Annotated in this window: 21 protein-coding genes and 1 pseudogene; 17 read left to right on the top strand and 5 right to left on the bottom strand. The window is 60.2% G+C overall.

Features of this window, described 5'->3' with window-relative positions:
* Positions 1–15 precede the first annotated feature (15 nt).
* From AB4Y72_RS14935 to AB4Y72_RS14920, 4 genes are all read left to right on the top strand, one after another.
* Positions 16–300, top strand: a complete 285-nt coding sequence (locus AB4Y72_RS14935; protein WP_441426943.1) for a hypothetical protein — start codon at positions 16–18, stop codon at positions 298–300.
* A gap of 90 nt (positions 301–390) precedes the next feature.
* A complete protein-coding gene (locus AB4Y72_RS14930) occupies positions 391–672 on the top strand; it encodes a hypothetical protein (protein WP_441426942.1) in 282 nt (93 codons plus the stop codon).
* A 127-nt stretch (positions 673–799) separates the two neighbouring features.
* On the top strand, positions 800–1,330 hold the full coding sequence (locus AB4Y72_RS14925; protein WP_441426941.1) for a hypothetical protein: 531 nt from the start codon (positions 800–802) through the stop codon (positions 1,328–1,330).
* 2 nt (positions 1,331–1,332) lie between these two features.
* Entirely contained in the window at positions 1,333–1,848 is a 516-nt protein-coding gene (locus AB4Y72_RS14920) for a hypothetical protein (protein ID WP_441426940.1), read from the top strand.
* 369 nt (positions 1,849–2,217) lie between these two features.
* On the opposite strand, the gene AB4Y72_RS14915 is transcribed toward AB4Y72_RS14920, so the two are convergent.
* A complete protein-coding gene (locus tag AB4Y72_RS14915) occupies positions 2,218–2,925 on the bottom strand; it encodes a PspA/IM30 family protein (protein ID WP_441427067.1) in 708 nt (235 codons plus the stop codon).
* Positions 2,926–3,685: 760 nt separating this feature from the next.
* On the opposite strand from AB4Y72_RS14915, the gene AB4Y72_RS14910 reads away from it, so the two are divergent.
* The 13 genes from AB4Y72_RS14910 to AB4Y72_RS14850 all read left to right on the top strand — a co-directional run bounded on the left by AB4Y72_RS14910 (position 3,686) and on the right by AB4Y72_RS14850 (position 21,943).
* On the top strand, positions 3,686–3,871 hold the full coding sequence (locus tag AB4Y72_RS14910) for a DUF4236 domain-containing protein (RefSeq protein WP_441426939.1): 186 nt from the start codon (positions 3,686–3,688) through the stop codon (positions 3,869–3,871).
* Between the two features lie 1,200 nt (positions 3,872–5,071).
* Positions 5,072–5,683 carry a DUF3223 domain-containing protein gene (locus AB4Y72_RS14905; RefSeq protein WP_441426938.1) on the top strand — a complete coding sequence of 204 codons (612 nt, stop codon included), beginning with the start codon at positions 5,072–5,074 and terminating at the stop codon, positions 5,681–5,683.
* Positions 5,684–5,744: 61 nt separating this feature from the next.
* Positions 5,745–7,244, top strand: coding sequence for a type I restriction-modification system subunit M (locus AB4Y72_RS14900; RefSeq protein WP_441426937.1), 1,500 nt, complete (start codon positions 5,745–5,747; stop codon positions 7,242–7,244).
* Positions 7,237–8,388: a restriction endonuclease subunit S gene (locus AB4Y72_RS14895; protein WP_441426936.1), complete on the top strand. Its 1,152-nt coding sequence runs from the start codon at positions 7,237–7,239 to the stop codon at positions 8,386–8,388. Before AB4Y72_RS14900 ends, AB4Y72_RS14895 begins: the two co-directional genes overlap by 8 nt.
* Positions 8,385–9,320 carry a restriction endonuclease gene (locus AB4Y72_RS14890; protein ID WP_441426935.1) on the top strand — a complete coding sequence of 312 codons (936 nt, stop codon included), beginning with the start codon at positions 8,385–8,387 and terminating at the stop codon, positions 9,318–9,320. Before AB4Y72_RS14895 ends, AB4Y72_RS14890 begins: the two co-directional genes overlap by 4 nt.
* Before the next feature lie 118 nt (positions 9,321–9,438).
* Positions 9,439–12,864 carry a DEAD/DEAH box helicase family protein gene (locus tag AB4Y72_RS14885; RefSeq protein WP_441426934.1) on the top strand — a complete coding sequence of 1,142 codons (3,426 nt, stop codon included), beginning with the start codon at positions 9,439–9,441 and terminating at the stop codon, positions 12,862–12,864.
* A gap of 480 nt (positions 12,865–13,344) precedes the next feature.
* Positions 13,345–13,581, top strand: coding sequence for a hypothetical protein (locus AB4Y72_RS14880; RefSeq protein WP_441426933.1), 237 nt, complete (start codon positions 13,345–13,347; stop codon positions 13,579–13,581).
* A gap of 599 nt (positions 13,582–14,180) precedes the next feature.
* Complete coding sequence (locus AB4Y72_RS14875) at positions 14,181–15,041, top strand: hypothetical protein (RefSeq protein ID WP_441426932.1); 861 nt, start codon at positions 14,181–14,183, stop codon at positions 15,039–15,041.
* Between the two features lie 345 nt (positions 15,042–15,386).
* Positions 15,387–15,914: a hypothetical protein gene (locus tag AB4Y72_RS14870; RefSeq protein ID WP_441426931.1), complete on the top strand. Its 528-nt coding sequence runs from the start codon at positions 15,387–15,389 to the stop codon at positions 15,912–15,914.
* 47 nt (positions 15,915–15,961) lie between these two features.
* On the top strand, positions 15,962–16,735 hold the full coding sequence (locus AB4Y72_RS14865; RefSeq protein WP_441426930.1) for a Mu transposase C-terminal domain-containing protein: 774 nt from the start codon (positions 15,962–15,964) through the stop codon (positions 16,733–16,735).
* Entirely contained in the window at positions 16,736–17,884 is a 1,149-nt protein-coding gene (locus AB4Y72_RS14860; protein WP_441426929.1) for a TniB family NTP-binding protein, read from the top strand.
* On the top strand, positions 17,871–19,889 hold the full coding sequence (locus AB4Y72_RS14855) for a zinc-ribbon domain-containing protein (RefSeq protein WP_441426928.1): 2,019 nt from the start codon (positions 17,871–17,873) through the stop codon (positions 19,887–19,889). The genes AB4Y72_RS14860 and AB4Y72_RS14855 overlap by 14 nt, the downstream gene beginning before the upstream one ends.
* Before the next feature lie 347 nt (positions 19,890–20,236).
* Positions 20,237–21,943: a hypothetical protein gene (locus AB4Y72_RS14850; RefSeq protein WP_441426927.1), complete on the top strand. Its 1,707-nt coding sequence runs from the start codon at positions 20,237–20,239 to the stop codon at positions 21,941–21,943.
* A gap of 1,119 nt (positions 21,944–23,062) precedes the next feature.
* Here the strand turns inward: AB4Y72_RS14850 and AB4Y72_RS14845 are convergent.
* From AB4Y72_RS14845 to AB4Y72_RS14830, 4 genes and pseudogenes are all read right to left on the bottom strand, one after another.
* A complete protein-coding gene (locus AB4Y72_RS14845; RefSeq protein ID WP_441426926.1) occupies positions 23,063–23,713 on the bottom strand; it encodes a hypothetical protein in 651 nt (216 codons plus the stop codon).
* A 160-nt stretch (positions 23,714–23,873) separates the two neighbouring features.
* Positions 23,874–24,245, bottom strand: a pseudogene (locus AB4Y72_RS14840) (type I restriction enzyme endonuclease domain-containing protein); the annotation flags it as partial.
* Positions 24,246–24,418: 173 nt separating this feature from the next.
* Positions 24,419–24,847, bottom strand: coding sequence for a hypothetical protein (locus tag AB4Y72_RS14835; protein ID WP_441426925.1), 429 nt, complete (start codon positions 24,845–24,847; stop codon positions 24,419–24,421).
* Positions 24,840–25,829: a hypothetical protein gene (locus AB4Y72_RS14830; RefSeq protein WP_441426924.1), complete on the bottom strand. Its 990-nt coding sequence runs from the start codon at positions 25,827–25,829 to the stop codon at positions 24,840–24,842. Before AB4Y72_RS14830 ends, AB4Y72_RS14835 begins: the two co-directional genes overlap by 8 nt.
* Between the last annotated feature and the right edge of the window lie 444 nt (positions 25,830–26,273).

Here is a 26,273-nt window from a genome sequence, read left to right as displayed (position 1 = left end):
CTGATCTAGCCCGTCATGGCTTGGCGCGAGGCATCACTGCACCGGGACCGGGACGGCGCTGCCGAACCTCGCGTTGAGCTGATCGCAGCCGCAACGGGATCTGTGGTGTCAGGCATCGTTCTGCTCGTGAAGCATCGGTTCCCCAAGCAGATCGCACCCCTCACGGTCGGCGCCTTCGCGGCAATCGAGATTATTGCCATGCCTATCATCAGGAACGACCTGCCGGTGTTCATCGCAGCCGTTGTCATGGTCGTAGCCGTCCTGGTCCTGACCGGGCTGACACTCCTCCGGGAACGATAGGACGCGGCGGCCGCTAAGTTGAGGGGATGACAGCGGGTCCGCACATATGGTGGATGGCAGGACCCTGGCCCCGTTGCAGAAAGGCCTCCCATGTCAACCACCTTCGTCAGCTTCACCCTGACCGCCACTGCCCGTGAAGGTGGCGAAGAGCGGTTCCGCTCCGACATCTGGCAGGTCACCTCAGCACCCCTCGGCGGCGCCACCTTGACCTTGGCCGGCGCCGAGGGGACCACAGCCGTGTTCAACGGTGTCATTCCTGAAACCCGGCGCACGGCCGACGCCGTCACCCTCGTGTCCTTCCTGGAAGACCACCTCGCCACCACCAAGAGCATCCACCTGGACCTGGCCGTCAACATCCATAGAGGCCGGTAGACCTGGCCGCCACGAAAGAAGGCCGCTGTTGGTTGCGCCTACTTCCGGAGCGCTGGCGTCTTCCACGGCTGCCAGCCCTAAACTTGCTGAAGCACCAACCCGAACGATGGAGTAAACCGAGACGCCCATGGACAATTACGAAGAATTCCTGAGGCGACTGGATGCAGCCGCGGACAGCCTCAAAAAGCGGCAGGACGCCCTCAGCGCCGTCCGGTCTGTCGTAACGTCTGCGCTGGACGACAACCGGCACGGGCATGAGGAATGGGCCAAGCGCCAGGCCCAGGTGGAAGTTTTCCTTCGCGGCCAGGGTGTACCGGAACGATCCCCGCTTAGGGAGCTTCACGCCGTCGCGACCAACATGGAATCGGTCTTCCGGACCAGGGCTGAGCGCGTCGACGGACGGCTGGCAGCAATCCAGAAGCGGATCAACGAGATCAGCAAGCCGCTTCACGAACTTCAGGTGAGCAAGGAAAAGCTCACCACCTCCCGCCGGGTAGCCGAGGAGCGGGCCAAACTCGGCCTGGCCGTGCAGGGCGTCGCCGGAACCGCCGAAGGTGTTGTCACGGCGACGCCGGACAGTGGACTGCGTGACGATCTGAAGACGGCCCGTGAGGCTGTCCGCCTTGCAGAGGCGCTGCTTGAAGTGAAGGGGTACTAGGAATGGCTGCAAAGCGCACGAAGCACCTCCTCGCGAAGTTCGGCTCCAGCGATTGGTCGGGGTCGCCTGGTAAAGAGGCCGGCAACGTCTTCCTTGGCTCCGGATTCCTGACCTTCCTCGCGTGCCTGCTGCTCATGATCTTTATCGAGCCGCTGCGAAACGTTTTCGTCATCATCGGGGTATGTACCCTCGTCGCCATCTTCTCGGTAGTTGCCAGTGTCGTGTCCTCGGCGAAGCGGGAGAAGGCCTTCCTCACTGGATTCACAGGGCGGGTGAACGAGATGGTCCTTGAGATCACCGGCGACCCCAACGCGCAGTTGTCTGTCGGGAAGCTGCAGGACCTGATCGAGGATGGCGGTGGCGTGCCGCTCACTATCAACGGCGTGCCCGGGATCGAGCTGACCGTGGACGGGGAAAGGCTCCGGGAGAGGCGGGTGATGGCCGATGTCACGGCTCCGGACTACGGACTCAATAGCTTTGACGTGCTCCTGAAGGCCGAACAGGGAAGAAGCGCCTGACGGCCACGCCTTGTGCGGTACTGGGCCGGCCCCTCAAGTGTGCGAATGTTCGCCGCCCAGGGTCACTACGGACTACTCATGTCCGCGCGCCCGCGCGACGAATTCTTCGCGCAGGCGTCGGTCGCCCTTGTCGGCCTCGACAGCAGTCAGCATCTCGTAAAAACGCGGACAGCAACCCGTACTATTCGGTTTCGTGCGACGAGGCGCCTCGATTGCCCTGTGTCTACACAAGTGTTCGGGTTCCCAGGAATATGCAACGTCCACCCGAACTCGGCGCACGTGGTCGTGCCCTTCTGTGTGCGGCCGCGGGCACGGACGCGCGAAGACCCCGGAGCCGTGGGTGCCGGGGCCTTCAGTGGAGGGTTCAGCCTAGTAGTCGATGGCTTTCTGCTGCGTCCCGGATTTGAGCGCCGCAAGCCGGGCCTCCACTTCGGCCTGTTCGCCGAGGTCTTCCAGGGAAGCGAACTGGGCGTCCAGGGATGAGGCTGCGAGTTCCTGCTGCCCCCGTACGGTTGCTTCTTCGCGGCGGATGCGTTCCTCGTACCGGCCGATCGCCGACGTCGGGTCGGCGAAGTCCAGGGATTTCAGTGCGTGGTTGACCTGGGACTGGGCGGTGGCGACACGGGCACGGTTGACGAGCTCGTTGCGCTTGGCGGTCAGTTCACCGAGCTTGCTCTTCATCTGGTCCAGGCCGTGCTTGAGCTGGTCGACGACCTGGTTCTGGGAGCTCAGCGCCGGTTCCTGCGCCCTGGCGGAGGACTCTGCGGTCATCTGTCGGCCGATGGCGAGCTTGGCGAGGTTGTCGAACTTGTCCGCTTCCACTGGGTTCCCGGCCGAGCGGTACTCGTCGGCTTTCCGGGAGGCGGCGAGGGCCTTGTGGCCCCAGTCGGCGGCCTCATTGGCGGAGCGGCGGTAGTCGTCCTCGACCATGCGCAGGTTGCCGATGGTCTGGGCGATCGCGGCTTCGGCTTCGTTGATGTTGGCCGAGTAGTCGCGGATCATCTGGTCCAGCATTTTCTGCGGGTCCTCAGCGGAGTCCAGGAGGGCGTTGATGTTGGCCTTGGCGAGCTGGGCCATGCGGCCGAAAAGGGTCTGCTTCACGGGGTTTCTTTCAATAGACGGCGTGTTCAAATCCTATGTGTACAGCGGCGCGCCAGACACCACGCCCCGCTGGCCCAGCGGCGGACCGGAACATGCTGGTCGTGTTCAAAGTCGGCGTGCGGCCGCAAATCTTGAATCGGAACGAATGAGGGCAGACCGTGCGCTGGAAACTCAGCTGAGGATGGATGTGCTGACTGCCGCGTTCACTGCGGCCGGCAGGTGGTCCCTGGCGCTCATCAGGTTTAGACGGTTGAAAAGTGACGCGTCGGTCGAGCCTGCAGCGAAGCAGGAGGCGCCTGGAGCTCTCGATAAGCAGTACGTGGACTGCCGGGCGGCCGCACTGGTCTTGGAGGCGAGGCTCAAAGCCGTTTTTTGAGTCACTGGCTCCCTTCATCGTATGGCACCAGGTCAATGAGCTGCTGGCAGTGCGGTACATGCGTGCAACTGACCACGCTACTAGCAGCACTTGCTCTGTGGCATGGCCGACGGGTCCAGCGCCCTCGCCGAAACCGACTGGATCCTCTGAAAGACTTGGCGGTGGAGGGCACGATTGAATGAGACTGTGCGGGCCGTGTGTCGATGGTCGTGGAGAACCGGATCGCGTCCTCCTACGGCGGGGAAGACATCGCCGCCGTGTTCGAGGAGTTCGGCGGAACGTACTAGGCGGAGCAGGGGCGGCCCCACAATTGTCGGGGCCGTCGCGTGCCCTCGCCGCACACATGAGGTTCACTAGGCATTGCCAACTATCGAGGGGGAGCCCGTGGGCCTCGGTTTCCGCAAGACTGTCAAGCTCGGCAAGAAGACCCGCCTGAACGTTTCCAAGTCGGGGATCTCAGTATCACGCAAGGCAGGACCCGTCACCATCAACAGCCGCGGCAGGCTCACCGTCCGCCTGGGCAAGGGTCTCACCTGGCGCCTGTAGCAGGACCCTGCACGGATTGATCCGTTCCGGTAACAGGCTGCAGCGCAGCTCGGTAGCGCACCTGACTGGGGCCAGGAGGTCGTAGTCGGACGCCTCGGGCTGGCGCTCGAATCTTCGATTCGAGACGGCATCCGAGTGTCCGAACAGTCATCCGCGAAGCCGGACTGTCTGTGTTCAATCCTGTCATCCCGACGTCGTAGACGTGAACGCCGTGCCGGGTCCATCCCGGCTGCTTCAAGAACGGCGCCAGCCAACCCGACGGCATCCTCGGTGCGGTAGTTGACGCCGGCAGAGACGCCGTCGGACTGGTCAATCTGGATGGACGGCAGATCCTTTTTGAGAACGGGGCGCCACACTTTCAGCGTGTCCTCCGGGATGTCGATGCTGGAGTGGGTGTGTACGACAAAGTTCTTGGCTGCCACGGGTATCCGTTCCTCGCCTGAAAATGGGCAAGAGATCAGTGTAAGCACGATCGTCAGGACCGCGAGGCATTCCGATCACCACCATTTGTCCGGCCTCGGTCTTTTCATCAATGTCACACTCCCGGCCGAGGAGCAACGGGCCCACATGGATGGGGAACAGAGCCTCCTTGCAGCCCACCAAAGCTGGGCTGCCCCACTTAGAGTCGCGAACTCGGCCCATGAAGTGGTTACGAAGATCTGTACACCATGCGCAACGTGTCTCTAGCGTCGGAGATTCGGCAAAAATACGGAACGGGCGCCACAAACTTCCAATTAGACTGGCCGCGATGACCCGGTTCGCAGGTACGTGCCTCCGCGCGGTCCCGGCGATTCCTTGTTGGAAGTTCTTCCAAATTGATCTACATCTCACATCTCGTCGTTGTAGATGGACAATCTATTTGGTCCTTTGGACAACCTAGTTGGTTGTGAGTTGCCAAGATAGTTGGCACAAGTGACAAGTTAGTTGGCGAGTCACAAATAACATGGCATCCGTGACAAGTTGGTTGGCAGCTGTGGAGACACCGACTATTGGTGGACGTGAGCTTGTCGAGTCCCTAACCTGACACGGACGGCCCCGCATGCAAGAGCATGCGGGGCCGTTCTTCGACGAATTCAGGCTCGCTGGCTGCCATCGACCTCAAGGATCAGCTTGGGAAGCTTCAGAGCAAAACTATCTGATAGGGAAGAAATGGCAGAGTACAGCGTAGGACCCTTCACATTTCCGTCTAAGCAGAAAGCCTTGGACTACCTGAGCGATCAACTTGAGAAGCACCACGACGGTCAGATCGTGGAGGATCAAACCCTCGCCCGGTTCCTGACGGAGTTGGTCAGCCTCCATGATGAGGCTGAGGAAAAGATTGGCCCCGGAATCAGCCATTGGGTCGTCACGCGAAACAACAACGAGTCCGGATACCGGACACGCGGCTTCTCGATCGCACAAGAGGGCGGAATCGAGAATATCCCTTTTGGGTACTCGAAGGTCATCCGGCAGCCGGGCCGTCGGGCAAAGTTGGCCGAGACGCTTACCCAAGAAGCTATTCATGTCACGAGAGAGTTCCGCGAGCGTGCCTTCGCTGCGGACGTGGTTAGGTGCGCGGATACGGGGGCAATCATCTCCGACGTCAGACTTGCGAATGCGGTGCATCGACGGCCGGCGCGCCGTGAGTTGCACCAATTGTTCATGACCGCGGAGGGCTTGACCGTCGAGGAGATTGGCCTTGTTAAGGCCAATCCTGGATCAGGCTATCGGCTGGAGGATCGGGAACTAGCTGAACGATGGGTTGCGTTCCAGCAGGCACGGATGGATGGAATGGACATCGTGCTGTGGAAGCGGGCTGACTCGATCGCCTGACGTCCGATGCATGCCGCGAGGGCTGCCGAATCGCCCGTCGAATACCGTCTAAACTCGAACGGTGATAACAGGCGAAATCAAATCTCAGGTAGACAAGGTCTGGAACGCGTTCTGGACCGGCGGCATTTCCAATCCTTTGGAGGTGATCGAACAGATCACGTATCTGCTCTTCCTGAAGCGCCTCGACGAGAACCAGACGCGCGCGGAGAACAAGGCCAACCGCACCGGCAAGCCGGTCGAAAACCCGGTCTTCCCCGGGGGTCTGGATGAGAAGGGCCGCTCGTACCAGGACTTCCGCTGGAGCAAGTTCAAGAACTTCTCCCGCGACGAGATGTTCACGGTCTTCGCCGAGCACATCTTTCCCTTCCTGCGCACCGGGCTGGTCCAGCTGGCCAATGGCGAGGAATCCTCCTACGCCCAGCACATGAGGGACGCCCGCTTCACCATCCCCAATGCCGGGTTGCTGGAAAAAGTCGTCGACATCATCGATGAGATCCCCATGGACGAGCGCGACACCAAGGGCGACCTCTACGAATACATGCTCGGCAAGATCGCCTCGGCCGGCACCAATGGCCAGTTCCGCACCCCCCGCCACATCATTGACCTGATGGTGAAGATGACGGCACCCCAGCCGCTGGAGGCCATCTGTGACCCGGCGGCCGGCACGGCCGGGTTCCTCGTCCAGGCCGGCGAATACCTTCGGCAGCAGAACCCGAACCTGCTCACCACACCGGAGCTGAGCCGGTTCTTCCACCACAGCCAGTTCCACGGCTACGACTTCGACAGCACCATGCTGCGGATCGGGTCTATGAACATGATCCTGCACGGGGTCGAAAACCCGGACATCACATACCGGGACTCCCTGGCCGACCTGCATGGGACCGAGGAGGAAAAATACGACGTCATCCTCGCCAACCCGCCCTTCGCAGGCAGCCTGGACTACGAAAACGTCGCCAAGGACCTGCTCTCCCTAGTCAAGACTAAAAAGACCGAGCTGCTCTTCCTTGCCCTGTTCCTCAGGCTCCTCAAGCCAGGCGGCCGCGCCGCGGTGATCGTGCCCGACGGCGTGATGTTCGGATCATCCGCGGCGCACAAGGCGCTGCGGAAGATGCTCGTCGAAGACCACAAGCTCGACGGCGTGGTCAAACTCCCCTCCGGTGTCTTCAAGCCCTACGCCGGCGTTTCCACCGCTATCTTGTTCTTCACGAAAACAAACTCCGGAGGCACCGACAACGTCTGGTTCTACGACGTGACCGCGGACGGCTTCAGCCTCGACGACAAGCGAACCCCGCTGGAAACATCTGACCTTGAGGACGTTGTGACCCGCTGGCAGCAGCGGACGGCGACGGAGACCGACCGGGCGCGCACCGAACAGTCCTTCCTCGTCCCCAAATCTGAAATAGCCGCAAACAGCTACGACCTCTCCCTAAACAGATATAGAGAAGTTGAACATGAGGCGATCGAGCACAAGGAACCGACCGAAATCATTGCCGAGCTGGAGACTCTTGAGTCAGAGATCACTCAAGGCCTAACAGAGCTGAAAGCGCTAATCCGTGGTTGAGACCGTGTCTCTGCGTGAAGTCGCGAGAATCGATCGAAAATCAATCGCACCGGAAAAAATTGCGACGGGTTCGAACTACGTGGGCCTCGAAAACATTGAATCTGGCGGTCGGCTCATAAACGTGGGCACCGTGGCCAACGGTGAACTAGCCAGCTCCAAGTTCGTGTTCACGAGGGAGCACGTTCTATATGGGAAGCTGCGGCCCTACTTGGCGAAGATCGCGCTTCCTGAGTTCGACGGGATCTGCAGTACGGACATAGTGCCGGTACTGCCCGGTTCCAAGTTGGACCGCCGATTCCTTGTTCATTTCCTTCGCCAACCGGACACGGTGCAGCTGGCCAACTCGATGGCCACAGGTGCAAATCTGCCGCGGCTCAGTCCAGCTGCTTTGGGGGAAATGGTTGTTCCCCTCCCGCCCCTGAAAGAGCAGCGGCGGATTGCTGCCATCCTCGACAGGGTCGACGAGCTTCGCACCAAACGCCGTCAGGCCCTCGCCGGTCTGGACGCCCTTACGAAGTCCATCTTCCACAGCATGTTCGGTGACCCCATCATCAATCCGATGGGGTGGCCGATGGTTAGGGTGGGCGAAGCTTTGGAATCAGCAAAGTATGGATCGAGCGAAAAAGCGGCCCTCGCAGGGGACACACCTGTATTGCGGATGAACAATCTCACGTATGGTGGCCAGCTCGACCTGAGCCAGATGAAGTACCTGCCCGGCGACGTCGACGAGAAATACCTGGTCAGATCAGGCGATGTCCTGTTCAACCGGACGAACAGCGCAGAGCTCGTTGGCAAGACTGCTGTCTATACGGGTCCCGAACCGATGGCCTATGCCGGTTATCTCGTTCGTTTGAGGACCAACGCGTCGTGCCGCCCCAATTTCCTTGGGACGTTTATGAACCTGCCTTCAACAAAGAAAACTCTGCGAAATATGTGTAAGAGCATTGTCGGCATGGCAAATATCAACGCGCAAGAGGTTCAAGAAATCAAAATGCCTTTGCCGCCCGTAGAAAGGCAGAAGGACTTCGAGGCCCGTCTAGTAGCCATCAGCCAGTTGAAGGATCGGCATCGCATGCAGCTTGCCGAACTCGAGGCACTGTTCGCTTCCCTCCAACACCGGGCATTCCGCGGAGAGCTCTCATGAGCGAGATGGCTTCCTCCACGGTCGACTCGGAAGTGCCGATTTGGCCCCTCTTTGTGGCCCATGTGCTCCGGGTCCTGTCCACAGGCGAAACGTTGCATCGCCGGGACATCGTCAGCCGCGCCATTGACTCTGCTCGGCTGTCCGACGCCGCGCGGGCGGAGACCCTGAACACAGGCGGACTCCGCTCCGAGCAACGCCTCGGTTGGGCCATTAGCAATCTGCTGAAAGCAGGCTGGATCGAGCGGCCGGTCCGGGCCAATTACCGCATCACCGAAGCAGGGCGGGAATGGTTCTCCAAGCACCCGGAGGGGATTAGCGACTTTTCCACGGCACGGACGCTCTTCGCACCATTTTGGCCGCAGTCGGATGGCCGGAAACCCGTGCACCCCGCAGCCGAAGAAACACTCGTGGAGGACATTGACCCGATCGAACAGATTGAATCCGGGATCAACCGCATTCACTCCGACGTCGGCGATGCCCTCTTGACGCGTCTCAGGGAGAGCCACCCTGATTTCTTTGAGCAAGCGGTTGTCGATTTGCTCCTCAAGATGGGCTACGGTGGTGCCGAGCAGCGTGGGAAGCGTATCGGTGGCAGCAATGACGGCGGCGTTGACGGGGTCATCGACCAGGACGCGCTGGGCTTGGACCGTATCTATGTGCAGGCCAAACGGTACGCCGATGGCAATACTGTGGGACGTGAGGCTATTCAGGCCTTCGTCGGTGCGCTGCACGGTGTAGGCGCCTCGCGCGGCGTCTTCATCACCACGAGCGCCTTCACCTCCGGCGCACGGGATTACGTGAAGGCCGTTCCGTCTCGGGTCATTCTGATTGACGGTGCTCGGCTTGTTGGGCTGATGATCAAGTACCGGGTGGGAGTCCAAGTGAAGCAAAGCTACGACATTGTCGAACTCGACGAGGACTTCTTTGAATAGCCGCACCCTACGGAATTAGCGTCGCATTGCCGCGGGTTTGCGCTGAAGCCGTGTGGTCCGGCCGTATGCCGGGCATCACCGTCTAGGCTCCAGAGAGAAGAACAACAAAGGAGTGGCATTGGGGGATCTGAGCAGCAACTTCGCTGTGCTGCAGGCGGAGTGGCCGGGTATTGCTAAGGAAGCGCGGCTGGCCGAGCTGTATGCGCGGAAGGACCCTCGGTCTTCCCTGCTCTACGCGCGGCGGTCGGTCGAAGCGCTGCTGGCCTGGCTGTACGACGCCGACGACGCGCTGACGTTGCCTTACAAGAGCGATCTCAACGGCCTGATGTCGGAGCCAACATTTAAGCGGCTCGCGGGCGAGACGATCGTCAGCAAGTTCCACCTCATCCGCAAGGTCGCGAACAGCGCCATCCACACCAACGCCGCCATCACCGTCCAGCATTCTGAGCAGACCATTCGGGAACTCTTCCACGTCTGCATCTGGCTGGCGCTTCGCTACACCCGGGATCCTGCCAACCGCCCGGCCTCGACTGTTGCCTTCAACGGAAAGTTCCTCAGCCCGACCCCGAAGCCGGGCGTTCCGGTGCCCGCCGAGAAGCCCCGCACTGCGGACCAGACGGCCAAACTCGCCGAAGAACTGGCGGCCAAAGACGCGGCGCTGGCCGCCCAGAAGCAGGACAACGAGCAGCTGCACGCCCAGCTTGAGGCCCTGCGCGCACAGATCGCCCGGGCGAAGGAAGAAAACAAGAAGCTCCCGGACAGCCACGACTATTCCGAAGCCGAAATCAGGGTCTACATCGATCTGTACCTGGGCGAAGCTGGGTGGGCACTGGACCAAGCCGAGGACCGCGAATTCGAAGTCCACCACATGCCCACCCACGCCGGACCCACAACCGGAACCGGGTTCGTGGACTACGTCCTTTGGGGATCCGACGGCAAGCCACTTGCCGTCGTCGAAGCCAAACGGTCATCCAAGTCACCCTACGAGGGACAGCAGCAGGCCAAGCTCTACGCCGACGCGCTAGAGACGGAGAAGGGCCAGCGCCCGGTCATTTACTACAGCAACGGCTACGAGCACTGGATCTGGGACGACGCCGCCGGCTATCCGCCCCGGCCGGTCCAGGGATTCCACACCCGGGACCAGATCCAGCTCATGGTCGACCGCCGCACCACCCGGAAACCCCTCGCCACGGCGCCCATCAACACCGAGATCGCAGGCCGCAGCTACCAGCAGGCCGCCATCCGGGCCGTCACCGACGCCCTGGAAACGGACAAGGAACGCAAGGCGCTGCTCGTTATGGCGACCGGCTCCGGCAAGACGCGCACCGTCGTCGCGCTCTCCAGCCTGCTGATGCAGGCGAACTGGGCCAAACGCGTACTCTTCCTGGCCGACCGGGTCGCCCTGGTGGACCAGGCCGCCCGGGCCTTCAAGACCAATCTCCCTGGATCCTCACCCATAATTCTGGGTCGGGACGTGGAAGCTGATAGCCGCATCCATATCGCCACGTACCCGACGATGATGAACCTGATCAACGAACGGACGGACGACGGCACGGTCCTGAAGCAACGGTTCGGGATCGGCCACTACGACCTGATCATCATCGATGAGGCCCACCGCTCCGTGTACCAGAAGTACCGGGCCATTTTTGACTACTTTGATGCGTATCTGGTGGGCTTGACCGCCACGCCGCAGTCCGAGGTGGACCGCAACACCTACTCGCTGTTCGACATCGAGGACCACGTCCCCACCTTTGCCTACGAGCTGACGCAGGCCATCTCCGACGGCTACCTCGTACCGCCCCGGGCCGTGTCCATTCCACTGAAGTTCCCGGTCGAAGGAATCCGCTACGACGAGCTATCGGAGGAGGACAGGGAAGCCTGGGACTCCGCCGAGTGGGATGAGGACGGGGAGATTCCGGACGCAGTGGATCCGGCCATCCTGAACACCTGGCTGTTCAACGCCAACACGGTGGACAAGGCACTCGAGGTGCTGATGACTCGCGGCCACAAGGTCGCCGGGGGAGATCGGCTCGGGAAGACGATCGTGTTCGCCAAGAACCAGAAGCATGCAGAGTTCATCGCAGAGCGGTTCAACATCAACTACCCCCAGTACGGGGGCACATTCGCGAAGATCATCACCCACAACGTCAACTACGTCTCCACCCTGATCGACGCCTTCGCCCGCACCGAGGACAGTCCGCACATTGCCGTGTCCGTGGACATGCTGGACACCGGCATCGACGTGCCCGAAGTAGTCAACCTGCTCTTCTTCAAGGTGGTGCGGTCCAAGACTAAGTTCTGGCAGATGGTGGGCCGCGGCACCCGGCTCAGGCCGGAACTGTACGGACCTGGCGAGGACAAGCAGGACTTCTTCATCTTCGACGTCTGCCAGAACATTGAATACTTCAACGCCGAGCTCCCCGGTTCCGAAGGCTCCCTGGGACAGTCCCTGGCGCACCGCAGCTTCGCCGTCCGGACACAGTTGCTGGCCGAAGCACGCACCGCCGGCCTCGACGGCGACTTCGTGCCGGCGCTCCAGTCCGGCCTTGTGGGCCAGGTAGCAGGGCTGCCCCGGGAGAACTTCCTTGTCCGCCCGCAACTGCAGTGGGTGGAGAAGTTCGCCAAGGCGGACTCGTGGGCCGCCCTTGCCACGCAGGATCTGACGGACCTGCAGACCAAACTGGCCCCCTTGGCGACGCTGGCTTCCGCCGCCGATACCGAAGAAGCCAAACGCTTCGACCTGCTGATGTACCAGGCGCAGCTGGCATCATTGACCTCTGCGGCTGCCGTCGAGCCGTACCGCAGGAAAATTGTCGAGATTGCGTCCGCCCTGCAGGACCAGCCGAACATCCCCGCCATCGCCGCCCAGATGGTCCTGATCCAGTCGATTCTCGAGGGTGAAGAGTGGGGCCAGGTCTCGCCGCAGTGGCTTGGGCTGATCCGTGTGCGGCTTCGCGGGCTAGTGCACCTGATCGAGAAGAAGCGCCGCAAGGTGGTCTACACGAACTTCGAAGACACTCTCGGCGAGATCGTGGAAGGTGAGCTGAAGGGGACCGTGACCGGATCGGTAGATCTGGCCCGGTACCGTGAGAAGGCCCGGATGTATCTGCAGGGATTCCTGGACCACATGGCCATCCATCGCCTACGCCGCGGGCTGCCCCTGACCGAGACGGATCTTGCTGAACTTCAGCGCATGTTGAGTGAGAGTGGCGCGGGTTCACCCGAGGAACTTGAAGCTGCCACTGAGCAGGCAGAGGGCTTGGGGTTGTTTGTCAGGTCTCTTGTGGGAATGGACCGGCAGGCGGCGTTGGATTCCTTGTCCGAGTTCGTGGGGGATAAGACCCTCAACGCCAACCAGTTGCACTTCGTCGACATGATCGTCCAGCAACTCACCGAGAACGGCGTCGTGGACGTCGGCGCTCTATACGAGTCTCCCTACAGCGACGCTGCGCCTGCGGGGCCGGAGAGCTTGTTCCCGGAGGCGGATGTGGATCTGCTCGCCGACGCATTGAATCGGGTGCGTTTCTCCGCGATGGTGGGGTAAGTGACGCCGGTGGTTCACCTTAGTGGAGCACGTTGACACGCGACAATCCCCCGCGCCGGCTCGGGGATCTTTAGCTACGGCCCTAATCAAAGACCTCACCGGGATTCGGGTCATACAGGACTGGGAACAGTGGTAGTTCGGCTTGGTCGAGCCATTGTGCCCGCCAACCACACGACGAGAGCCAACGGACATCTGCTCAGTAGGAGACCCATCGGTTGACCGTCTCGATGCCCGCTGGCCGGATAGTCACATTGCCGGGGGTAAGCGGTGGAATGGCGATCCGGTGGCAAAACTTGTCGCTGGTCGTGCGACCGGCGTGGTCCGCGGTGGCGGCCGCCCAACCGTACGGGAAGCCCCGAATCTATAAAAGATATAAAAGATATAAAAGGATAAAAGCCGTTGGGATTGCCGCCTGAACGAGCCAAGGTGTCGTAATCGACGTCGTGCGAGGCTGCGGCCGGTCCCGGCTGTCGTGGTGGCATGTCCATGGAGGATGAACACCGTCTCAGTGCACGGAAGATGGCTGCGTTAATCCGGCGCGAACTGGCCTGCGGTGACCTGGATTTCGTCTTCAGAATCATGACCTCGGCTATTGCGGACTTCCGCGACACTGCGCCGGAGAACCGTGAGGATTTCCTGATGCCGCCGGAGTCCACCGGATCGATCCAGCGGTCACCCTACTTGCAGCTGTCGTTGGGCGTGAATGCGGCCGCCTAGGAGTTCCGCGGCCTCCCTGGACGTCGCCGGAACCTCTGGCTGAGGAATGGGTCGTCACGACCCTCCCGGCACCATCCGAGCAGTGGCTGGCCAGAATCAGGGCAGGGACCCCGGCGGAGTTCTCCCGTCTGCGCCTCTGGTCGGGTTCACTTGCTGCTAATTTTGCAAGCTGCTATGCCATGTGGCTTCTAAATCACCAAACGTCCACCAGACTTCGACAGGGGTGTACAGATCGTACAGCGAAGCGGATAATGGAAGACAGGCTCGTCCAAGAGCGGATCGCCGTAGGGGAGCCCACTGTGACGTTTGACAGGATTGGCCGATGGGTCGGTTGCGGCGGACTCGTTCTATTGATCGGGCCGAAGACCCATTTCTGGAAACACGGGAGGCGAGCATCCATTGTTAGCTCGCAGCCCAGCGTGACCTGTACCGGCTGACAGTAGCGAGCAGCAGGAGGCAGAAGTGGCCGACGGGGATCTGAACGTAATTCTGAGCGGGAACCAGCGCGAGCTGTACTGGAACCTCAAGGATACGGGCATGCGGTCCTGTGGTGGCGGGACAGCCAAATGAAAGGGCGCGGCGTCATCCGGCACAGGCGGATGAGCGCCCTCGACACATCCACTTTGCCTTTGTGCCGCCTACACGATTATCACTACCGCCGCTCGGCGGAGCGTCTCTGGAAGCGGGGCCGGGAGGACTACTCGTACCGGAACGATATGTCTTCGTCCGGGCTGTCGCCAGTTCCAATGATCGTGGTGGCAAAGTTTGTTTCCCCCGCCCGGATGCCGCTTTGGATGGTGCCTGCCTTGCCTAAAAAGATCGTCAATTTACGTGCCTTCCTGCCCGGCAGCGAAGCGCAAATCAGCTCGCTGATTTCTGATGTGCGTGTCAGAACATCAGGCGGAGAACCTGGGCTGGCGAGCCTGACCATCATGATAGATAAATCAAACCGGTCGATTCCGGCAACGAGTGTCCAAGCGCGGGAAACCTACCCGGACATCGCAAACCTCATCGCCCAGGCTGTGGCGGCACCTGCGGCTAGACCCGTGGGGACGCTGTTGTGTCGCGGGGAATTGCAGCAGATGAACTTTCCTTGGCCGGCCCTCCTCAATGATGAGGCGCACGCGGCGACGGCTGCCCGACGTCCGCGCGCTCGGCCGTCTAGGATCCTGACCGAGTTCGGCGAGGATGAGCGCTCTCGTGGTGTCGAAGTGGTCTGCCGGGAACTCGGTATCACCCTCGCCACGACCCCAAGGACGCTGCTCGCCAATGCGATTGTTGAGCGTGCCTTGTTGACTATCAGGAAGGAATTCGTCGATAAGTTGCCTGGGCAGTCCCGCCGCGGTGGCCGCGGTGGCCGCGGCGGCGATGAGAAGGACCTCATCCTACTTGAGGATTTGGCCATTCTGTTCGACCGCTGGGTTGTCCAGATATGGCCGCATGTGCGGGGAGACTACTAGGAGTTGCTGGTAGGTCACCTGCGCAATTGTTGGTCTTTCGTCTGCGGTGCGATTCATAGTAAAACAACTCGAGAGGACGCAGGAACTAAATGTGTGCTTTCAGCGCCGAAAAGGCGCCTGGATTCCGGCTCGGAGTCCCTCGGATTGGAAAAAACCGGGCGAAGTCGTCGCACCCCTACCAGGGTCTTAGTATCAAGGACGGGCTTGAAGAAGTCCGCTGGTATTACCCGGAATCAAAGGGCGGCGGCGAAGTACACGTCGTGGACGGAACCCCGTTCAAAGGTGACGTCACACGAGCTGTTACCGTTCGCACCGCCCGCGTACGCCCCGGGGGAGCAATGCCAGATGGACTCCACACCGATGGACATCATGGTGCTTGACGACAACGGCAAGCCCGTCCGGCCCACCCTGACCACGTTGATCTGCGTCGCGACCCACAGCATCCTTGCGGCGATAGTTACGTTCGGCGTGAAAGGCGTCGACCTGGTCTACCTGCTGGCCAAGGCGCTGTCGATCCCGGACCTGCGGCCCGGTCCCGCCTTGCCGTTTAACCTGAACGAGATCCGGGCCATGCCGTGGGCGGCAGCACTTATCGAAGCGGAACTGGAAGGCAAAGACCTCTCCCGGCCGATCATAAGAATCCAACGCATCCTCATCGACCTCGGCCGCGACTTTCAGTCCAACGTCGTCCTGGCTGCCTGCCATATGCTCTGCGTCGACATAACCAACGCGGCACCCGGGACCGGGACCGACAAGGCCATCGTCGAGCGGTCCCACCGCACCATCAAAGACATGTTCGTCAGGCACCTGCCCGGCTTCACGGGAGGGAATCCGGATGACCTGGCAAGAACATTGAAAAGCGCAAAGACCTGATCAGCATCCACACGCTCGCCTACGTTCTGGATCTGTGGATCCGCCAGGTGTGGCAGAACCTGGAGACCGATGCGCTGCGAAACCCCGAGTACCCCGGCCGCCGGTACAGCCCCAACACCATGTACGAGGCCCTCACATACCGCACCGGATGCCTATTCACCCCCATCACCCGGAACACCTTCATCACCATGCTGCCAGTCGAGGAGAGAACGATCGGCCGCGTCGGAATTCAATTGCGCAAGAGGCGGTACGACACAGCCGAACTGGATCCTTACCGCGGCAAGCCGTCGGGAAATCAGCTCGCCAAGGACCTCTGGCGAGTCCATTACAAACCGGACAACCCCGCCGCGGTCTGGGTCTACATCACCGAGCTGGACTGCTTCCCCGACGCAGGCAAATACATCGAATGCCACTGGGTAAACGCCGACGCGTTCGACTCGCCATTCTCGCGTGCGACCCGTGAGAATGAAGAGAACATCGCTGCTCTGGGGCAACAAATTACAGCAAAGGAACGCAGCGACCTGTCCCGGCAGCTGGTCAGGGGCGCCGCCGCAGCAGCCGAGAAGGAATTCCGCGCGGCGGCGGACCGGGAGCAAAGAGAGAAACTGGCCGACGAACAAGGCATCGGACGTCCTAAACCCACGACAATCGTGGAACCCGAAGACTCCTCCAAAATGTGGGCTGGGGCCACCGGCACCGATGCCTACAAACTGTTCGACCCCGACGACATCGTGAACGCCATGGACACGAAACACTACCTGTCCGAGGACGCCACCGCGGACGCGCCGGAAAACCTGAAGCGCGACGAGAAGGGACTCTAGATGCCCGACGATCCTGCCGCCCCATCCGGAGCGGATGCCGCCACATCGGACATTCTCCACCGGCTCAGCGGGCCCATCGAAGACGACAAGTCCCTCATGAGGTGGGAGTCTCTGAACAATCTGCTGGGCCCAAGCCGGAAACGCTTCCGTATGATCGACCGGCCCTCCTATGACGCCCTGAAGCGTGAAGACAGGATGGCATTCAACCAGGCCCGCATCCGATATATGGCCGGAGGGATGATCATCACAACCTGTACAGTCCTTGACCTCATCGAGCAGTTCAGGAAGGCCCACATGATGAACGACGGATCGCTAATCGGCAGACGCGGGGTGCTTCTCTCCTCACCGGCTTCCACCGGCAAGTCCACGGCTTGCCTCGCACTGATCGAGTACTACCTGGCTCGATATGAGACCGACTATCCCGGGGCCACTGCAGAGGGGGCCGTTCCGGCCATCTACGTCTCCATACCCGCCACCCGCACCGTCAAGGGCGTCCTCCAGCGGATCGCACGATTCCTCGCACTGCCGTTCAAGAATTCGGACACCGAAACAGACCTGGCAGCCATGCTCCAGGCCACGCTGCCCGTCGTATCCACAAAACTGATCGTCCTCGACGAGATTCAAATGCTTGGCAATGCTGCATCAATCTCCCGCCCCGCGGTGAACAATCTGAAAGACCTGACAAATTACTTTGAAGGCACCATCGTGTACTCAGGTCTGGACCTGAAGGACTCGGAGCTTCTACAGAACGACGAGGGTCTGCAGCTCAAGCGCCGTGTCTTCAACGTCGACGTCATCGATTTCACCGGAGATATGACTGACAAGAAGGCGGACGAATGGGCCAAAATAGTCGCTGGATTCGCCGCCGAGCTGCCCCTATACGCAACAAGTGGAGAACTACTCGGGGCAGAGGCGGAATGGCTCCATTGGTTTACGGGGGGCAACATCGGAACGCTGAAGGCCGTCCTGCTCGACGCCGCCGCCAGTCTCATCCTGGAGGACAAACCAGGACAGGAGACGATCACACGGGGACTCCTGGAACTGTCCGTAAGGGATTACGCGGCAGAAACCGGGAAGACGAACGCAGTGCCGGCGGCCCCTCTGCAGGGAGCGGGCAGCCGGAGACGACTAGGCCATGCCGGAAATTGAACCGATCCACGCACTGCCGGCGCCGCTGCGGATCAAGGCGTGGCCGGGAGAAACCGTATACAGCTTCGCCAGTCGCCTCGAGCGCAATCTAAAGGCCACCAAACGCGTCATCAACCACCTCGCCTACTGCGACGCCACCCGGGTCATCGGCAAGAAAGCAACGCCGCGTCAGACCACCGAACGAATGATCAGCCTCTGTGAGGCCATGTGTGTCCTGCCGCCCGGAACCTTGGCTCCCATAGCTCCAATAAACAACCGCCCCTTTTCCTCGCATCTGTGCCGCGAGTGTGTCGATGGAATGGCGGTCGAGTACGCGTGGAACGGCGGAAGACACACCTGCGAACGACACCGCAGATGGATCGCTCCCGGCCCTTCACCGAAAAAACCTTCGGCATTTGAACCCCATCCCCCCGGGGAATACGCTTTGATGCAACTCAGCCAACCCGTGGTCGACGCTGACCTCCGCATTGTGGCACTACTCGCCGGAGGCCGAATTTCAGTTGCACTGATCGACGAGGTTGTGCGACGGATCAACTCGGCCTGCGGCCAAGAACACGGGGGAATCCCCCGACCTTGCGATCTTCCCGTAGCCGCCGCCGCCTTGGCTGCGGTCACCGATCCGGATACGCACGCGATCGTACTCGACGAGACGGTTTCGTTCGCGGAACGATACGCAGCACTTTGGGCCGTCCTGGTGGACTTTTCAGCGGCCGTCAGCCCGGAGCTGTGCGATCGGCTGTGGCTCCTCCTGAGACAGACCATCGCATGGACCCGTACAACCTTCTTGAATGAGGTCCCGGTGGAGGAGTTTGAGCCCATCATCGTGCCGGATCCTACTTTCAAACTACCTTCAGCCCGTTATCCCCTGGAGCCATTCCGACGATCCATGGCCTGCCTTCGGACGGCCGGAACGAACGCAGACGAGTGGTGGCGGGACCGATACATCGTCGTTCAGTCATCACCCCTCGTGGCCCCACTGCTTATGTGCGACAACGGCCATGTTCAACGGACACTAAAGCACCACGCACGCAGGATCGAGGGCGAAGACTTCCGCTGCTCCATATGCACCGGCCAACGAGTCGTATCAGGACTGAATTCCCTGGCCGACGTCATGCCCAAAATCGCCGCTGAGTGGGATCAAGCCGCCAACGGCGACTTAACTCCATCCATGGTTACTCCGGGATCCAACTTGAAAGTCGGTTGGATCGACGACAACGGTCACCACTACGACGCCTGGATCACGAACCGGACTTTGCAGGGCACCGGATGCCCCTTCTGTGCAGCGAAAGCGGTCTTGGCTGGCCTTAACGATTTGACCACTACGCACCCGCAGTTGACCGCCCTCTGGGACGACGAGGCAAACGGCGAACTGAAAGTCACGCAGGTCTCAGCAGGAAACTCGAAAGACAACATCCACCTGCGTTGCGACAAAGGGCATCCCTTCATCCGCACCCCTGCGAACCTTGTCAGTACCAAGGGGCGCTGCCCAACCTGCCACGGCCGCACAGTAATCCCCGGGGTCAACGACCTAGCTACGCTTCGGCCAGATGTCGCAGCTTGGTGGCACCCACACATGAACGGTGACCTCACCCCGGAAATGGTCACGCCGGGCAACGGGCGAAGGGTGTGGTGGCTGTGCGATGACGGACATGAATTCCCGGCCGACATCGACTATCGATGCCGACAGAAGAACCGCACGTGCTCTGTGGATACAGGTTGGTGGTTGCTCGGCGGAGTGAACGACATCGCGACCAAGGAACCGGACTTGGCAACTGACTGGAACAGTGCCAAGAACGGGATTCAGCCTTCTCAGACGGTCGCCACCAACCACCCCTGGTGGTGGACGTGCGCGTATGGGCACGACCAGCGCGCAACCGTCGCCAGCCGCCGTCGTGCCGGAGGCTGCACTGACTGTGCACCGGAGGAAAGGGTGGCACAACCGGAGCGAACGTTCGCACGGGGCAGACAGGGCTGGGATACGCGCAAGGAAGAGACGTTGTGCTGAAGCTACAACGAGATCTCTTGCTCAGTTCATGAACTGCCCGGGGTGACGCCGGTCCGCAGTTCCTAGCACCGTCAGCCAAGTGAGGAATCGAACTTAGAAAATACTCCACGGACATGGTCCCCATCGCATAGCACTGGATTCTTGTGTGATCCAATTGTCCTGTTCCCGGGATGCTATGCCCAAGTGACATATTTTGGCAGCTAATCGTGGCGGGATGAGTATCTGTGGTGGTCCCGGCACTTGTGTTCCCGACTCAGATCGGTGTGCCTCAGTAGCGCCCGCGGTCGCCGCGGTAAAATTCCGGAAGCGGTCCTTAGCCCAGAATCGGGAAAACAATTAGCAAGAGCATGGCCCAAATGATAGAGAGAATAATGACCATCGATCAAACTGCACTTAGAGGCCAACTCTTTCGCCCCTTTTCGGCCGACCACCGTCAGCTGCTCAGTGCTTTGCCTTCCCGAGCTGTTCAGGACGCGCGACGGGCTCTGGAAGGACATCTTTCCAGCGAGGAACGCATTCGACTCATAGCCGATCTTGAACCTTTGCTTGCGCGCTTGGAAAAGAACGCGGATCACTGGCTGAATGAACTGGACCCCAGGGTCCTTTTCTACTCCAACCGGTTGCGAGAGGGTGCCGAAGCAACCGTTGAAGGAAACTATCTCATCGGCGCTGCCGGCATCAATCGGTTCGCTTGGATTCTAGGTGTCGGCGCAAAAGGCACAAGGCAAGATGTGGAGGCGCTGTCCAGATATTTTGCACTCTGCGGGCAATGGATGGCCGTATCTTCCGTACTGGCCGCAGCCAGTACTAAGGACCACGACTTGCCTACGGGTTTCAGGTCGAATGAATGGCGTGAGCAGGTGAAGCGTATCATGCCAACAGAAATTCGGACGGCCTGGGCTTGTGAGCTGATTTGCAAATCATTTGCTACTGCGGTTGCGTCATCAGATCGGTTCGCAGCCCTGAGGCATGTCACTACCGACAGCGTCCGAAGCCTATTTGAGTGGTTGCGGATGGCGAAACTTGCCATGGACTACCAAGGGTCATACAACGCATTATCTGGCCGGATTGTCACGCCGGAATCGACGCCCTCAATTCTATCTGGAGTGTCTACCAAGAGCGGGAGTCTTTCTGGTGAGCCATTTGCTGCACTAGTTTTCAACCCTGCAATTGAGAGCGGACCTATTATCGAGTTTGGTGATGAATACTTACCTATAGCGCTTCGCGACGCGTTCACGTCCCTGGATCTTGCTTTTTTTGGTATGGCACGTAAGACATTTATGGGACGCGAAGCCACCAAGTTGCGGTCGGATCTCTTTGAGCTCACAGTCCGTGAAACCGTCAGGCAGGTTGCGGGTGACCGATTCACTGTTCCATCGGGTGAGGTTCTGTGTACTGATCCGGGCTCGCCAGGGAATGAGGGTGAAACGGACTTTTTCTTTTACGATAGCCAAGGGTTTGCCTACATCGGCGAGTGTAAGGCTATGGTTGCGCCGACCAAAGCAAAAACGGTCCTCAATGCATTTAAGGATCAGCTGGCGATTGCTGTAGATCAAGTGTCTATGAGACAGTCGCGCGTCCAGTCTGGACATGATGTCACTGTTTCTGGGGTTGCCATTAGCGGCCTTGCGTCTTCATCGGTTCGTGGAATCGTAACTCCACTTCACTCCTACGCTGCTGCGATTCTGGATCGAACTTGTCTGGCTGAAATCTTCCCGAAAGAAGCCGACTTGAGCAGAGTGTCGGTCATTCCGTTGCACCAGTTGACGCTCTTGATGGCTGGAATCGTAACGGGGCGCGATCTTAACGAGTATTTTACCTTTAGGGCCGGGTTGCTAGAGCGGGGAGTGCAAATCATTGATGAGATGGATACTTTTATTTCCTACATCTATGCTGGCCCGAATACGAACTACATTGTGTCCCAAGTGCCTATGGATTCTCCCCCCTTCCTCGCTCAGTACTCGATGGAAGTGGAGGCAATCTACAACAGCGACAGACCGGTTTCGCCTGAAGCTTGGGTTGAAACATTGAAGAAGCAGTGCCGTTCCAGTTGAAGTGATGCCACCGTGGTCAGGTCTGAGGCAGGGAGGAAGTGGCCGTGTAAGACATGCCCGGTCTTGCCGTGTCATGGTCGGAAAGCTGCTTGAGGAAGTCTCGTGGGAACACGACACCAGCTACCTACAAGGCGGGCGAGGACGGGAGACCCTATTGAGCGCAGAAGTTATGGTGGCACTGGACTTCCCTCCCCGCGACCGCTTTCTCGGTGCCGCAATTCCTGGCGCCGAGGGTGCAGACCACGCTAGGAATGTCCTGATCAATGAGATCAAAGAGGCCGAACTTCGATTCCTGCCCGGGGATATGACGCTCCGCCCGAGCCGGCCAGGAAATGACGAACTCGTGGTGCAGCCAAACGCTCTCATCACGTCTCCGAGCTCTGCATCGCCAGTTCACGTCCGATAATCGAGGCCAATTTTCGTGGCGAGGACATCGAAGACGAGGGATCAATGACGGGCGCTGAGGGGAACAAGCGGCCAGGGGCAGGACGCACGAGAGTGCACACAGTTGCCGTACTTCGCCGATACGGTGTTCGACTGAGGAGTAGCGGAGTATCCGTGCGACGAGTTCGACGGCGTTATGGTAGTGGGAGTTCAGCCGGTTGAAGGCGCGCCGGTGGGCAGCATGGTCACGCCGGCGAACTTTATGCTACGGAGTTGGATCCTGCTTCCCAATTGCAGACCCGGTATGGTCTGGAGGATCCGATACGGGGCGGCCTTGAGTGCCTCTCTCGGCAACGTCGTCCCTGGGAAGGCAGGGTTCTCGACTCGCCAAGGAACAACATTCCAATCAAGAACGGGAGGAAAGAAGCCCGGTGTCCTCGGCAACGATTGTTGAGTTGCTGGCCGTCGGGTCATAGTTGTCCCGCCTAATGAAACCGGAGCCATCAGACGCCTCACCGGATGGGCGTTGGAGAAGCACCAGGACATCGACGCCGCAAGACGCGGCCCGGGGATCAATACGGGTCTGTTCGACCCGGCCGTTGCGTTCGCCGACATGGCCGCCCTAAGGGAGTGCCTTCCGTGCAGCGAGTACGTGGGGCAAATACTCACGACTCAGGAGCGTTCCATTTTGGGAGGCCCTCTTGTTCCAGAGAGATATTCTTGCAGCGCCTCCTTTTAGGTCTCTGCAGACTTCCGGGGCCACTTCGCGGAGGTTTCTTCGTGGAGCCGGGTTGCGCGCGATGCAGCTCTGCGAAGTTCTCGCGCGAGACCTTCATCTTCAGTCAAACTGGCCTCCAGTGCAAGGTTTTCAATGCTGGTTTCCAACCTGCGCAACCTATTTCGGATTGTTATTTGTGACATCCAAAAATCCTCAGATTTGACCACGCACTGAAATTCGCCTTCGTTCTTGACGTTTGCGGTCAAGATCCACACGTTCCACGCCTGTTCTTCAGCCTTTACGGTTGTTCTGACGGGGAGGAGTTTCGTCGCCCCACTTATCGCATCAGGACCGCTGGGGGACGCCGAGAACTCAAGGGGGCGCGCGGTCTTATCAAGTAGCCCGGGAATCGCGGGGGGATCCTCGGGGCGACGGGCCGCTCGAGCAGCTTTCTCCTCGGCTTCCTTTTTGATGTAATCGACGGCTTCATCGAAGCTCGACCACTTGTTCTTGTTCTTGCGCTTGTCGCTTGCCCCGCACATCCAGGCGTAGCTGAATTTGTCACCATATTTGACTGCAAATAGCTGGTTTCCCAGCATGAAGTTCTTGGCCGTCGAGTTCCAGCCCTTCTCGTAGGCGTCAACGATGTTGATCTTGCTCGGCGACATTCGGCGTACTCCCTGATAGGCGACCGGGTGATGTAGAGGACAGCTTACGACGCAGCGTCAAGATCGCATGGCAGCCTCTCCGATCACGTGACTTCATGACAACTCGGGGAAGTTTTGGGGCGTCGTGGGCAAGCCGCAACAATGGCTCAGTTTTCGGCCGTCACCGACACTGAGAATTGCGCGTTTGCAACGGCCGGATGACGGAAATCTCTAGCCTACGCCCATGCCTCCGCGAACCGGGGGCCAAGGAAACCATCTGCTCCATGACCTGCTTGATCGCCTCCGGCTGCTGGTCGATGGATAGTCGAACTTGACCGGCAACCGCTTTATAGAAGAGTGCAATTTCGCCTGCACACCATCCAAGACCGTCCAGTCTGTACGGATGTCACGGCGCCTGGCCAAGACCAGCTCGGGCAATATCGGCCAGTACCCCATCTCTTGGAACCTGGAAAGCGGACTCGTTTTGGTCCACCGCGTCGAAAAATGCCAGCTCGTCGGTGTTCAGTGGTGGAGAGAAGTGTGATCCGCGATTTGGTGCTCAGGAACGCAGCCTGACCACGGTCTGCTTAACATGCATTGTGGCAGGGAATTCACCGCGAAGAGTCACCTATTGGGCTTTCGCGGTTGAGGATGCAGCGGCGCGGTCGCGAGAGTGGCCGGGTAGAGGTCGAGGTGCTCAGATGAGGGAGACCTACACCAACAGTCTTAAAGCTCAACGGGGTTGGCGTCGGTGCCGAGTTCTGCCCAGAACTTGCCAAAGTCGTCCAGGCCAGCGAGCGGCGAAGACTGGGCGAGATCGACAATGCCCCGGACGACGGCGTGAACCATTTGGGGGTCCCCTGAGTCCATGGCCTGGTCTAGGCGGACGAACATGTCCTCGCTGGTCTGCGCGCGCTCAGCGAAGACTCGCTCGAAGTAGAGCCTCAGAATCTTCTCGGCCGCGTGGATTCGGTCGACTTGGACATGCTCGGCCGCTGCAATAGCCGCGCGCTTTGTTTGTTCTTCTTGGCGGATCCGGCCGTACTCGCGTGCGGCCCCTACGATCTCGCTGAGAGCGACGAACGCATCAGCGTTGAGAATCGCTGAGTGCTTTGATCCAATCACCTTGCCGACGTGCACCTTCGCGTCAGACATCCTCAGCCTCCTTGACCAGAGTTCGGTACTTGACAGTGAACGTGGCGGTTTCCTCGTTCAGGTCTCCGGTTTCGTCAACAACCTTGGCTGCTGCGACGTTGCGAACAGCAATCGTCAGCGTCACTGCCTGCTGGAACCGAACAGCATGGCGTGCCGGGTCGAACAGTTCGGACTCGAGCAGATCGAGTGCCGACGTGGCTCGCACGACAAGTCGGCAAAGCAACTCCTCAAGTTCCGCGGATCGTTCGCCGATCGCGTCGAACTTGGCTTTCGTCACCTGCATCTCAGCGATTGCCTCGCTTATCTTGGCCTCATTCTCGCGGGCTTTCGTCTTCGCCTTCTCACCTTGCCCAGCGACTACAAGGCCGCTTACGAGGATCGCGGGCCCGATCGTAGCGAAGTTGAGGGCGGCTGCTCCGGCTGCCATCCCGGCGCCGCCCGAGGCGATGCTGCCACCACCGAGAAAGGCAAGAGTCGCGTTTGTCGCGGCCACACCGGACAAAGCCGAGATGGAGGTGCCTGTGCTCGCAGCGGCGAACGTTGTGACTGCGGTGGTGATCCCGGCGTTGATGCCGATCCCCGTGGCTGCCGACCCCCCGATCCCGCGCATCCAGGAGATCGCTTCCTGCCCCAGACTTCCTTCGAGCGTGACCTGCCCCGGGGTCGACTCGAGTCCGTCTACCAAGAGCTTCTCGCTCTCGGTCACCCGCTTTTCGTGCCGCCGCAGGAAGTCAGCCATTCGCTCAACAACCATTTGTATGGCTTGCTCCTGGCGGGTGCCAAGGGCCTTGAGGGAATCGTTCGTGACCAGCTCGTGAGCCTCAAGCTTGCGACGTTCCTGGTCGTAATGCGCTCCAGACTTTCGGATGCGGTCGTTGGCGCTCTTGATGTCATAGCCGCCTTTGAGTCCAAAGGCCGCGCCGCTCGCGCCGCTGATGACCCCGATGCCGATTAGGGCAAGGGGTACTAGAGGCAGGACCATCGAACTTCTCCGAGTCGGGTGAAAGTGTTCACAACTTCGAATCGTAGTGCCATTTGGCAGGGTCAGCGGGGGAAACGGCTCATCAAGGTTGTGTGTCGTCGTAGTCGGTGCGGCGGCGGTGTTGGGCGAAGTCCCTCGACGAGGGAAGGTCCTACGCTCGCCATCCGGAAGGTCTCAGTCTCGATGCGGTCGGGCGGGAAGGATTTGCCGAGACAGCAGCGGCCTTAGCCCGTCCGTGATGCCCGCAGCGCCGCCCGTTCCTGGGACGAGGCAAATCCCCGTACCGACACCACGACGGAGCTGATGACGATCAGCCCGATGCCTTACCAGTCGTTTGGGTTAAGGGCCTGATGGAGGATAACCCAGCCGGCCCGGGCCGCCGAGATGGGGTGGTGCTGGTGAAGGTGCCCCAAGATCCGGGCCGGTACCCGGCGCAGGGCGAAG

Source organism: Arthrobacter sp. YAF34 (genome assembly GCF_052113245.1).
In the GTDB taxonomy this organism is placed as follows: Bacteria; Actinomycetota; Actinomycetes; order Actinomycetales; family Micrococcaceae; genus Arthrobacter.
Note: the sequence above shows the minus strand (reverse complement) of the source record. Positions and strands in the feature narration are given on the sequence as shown.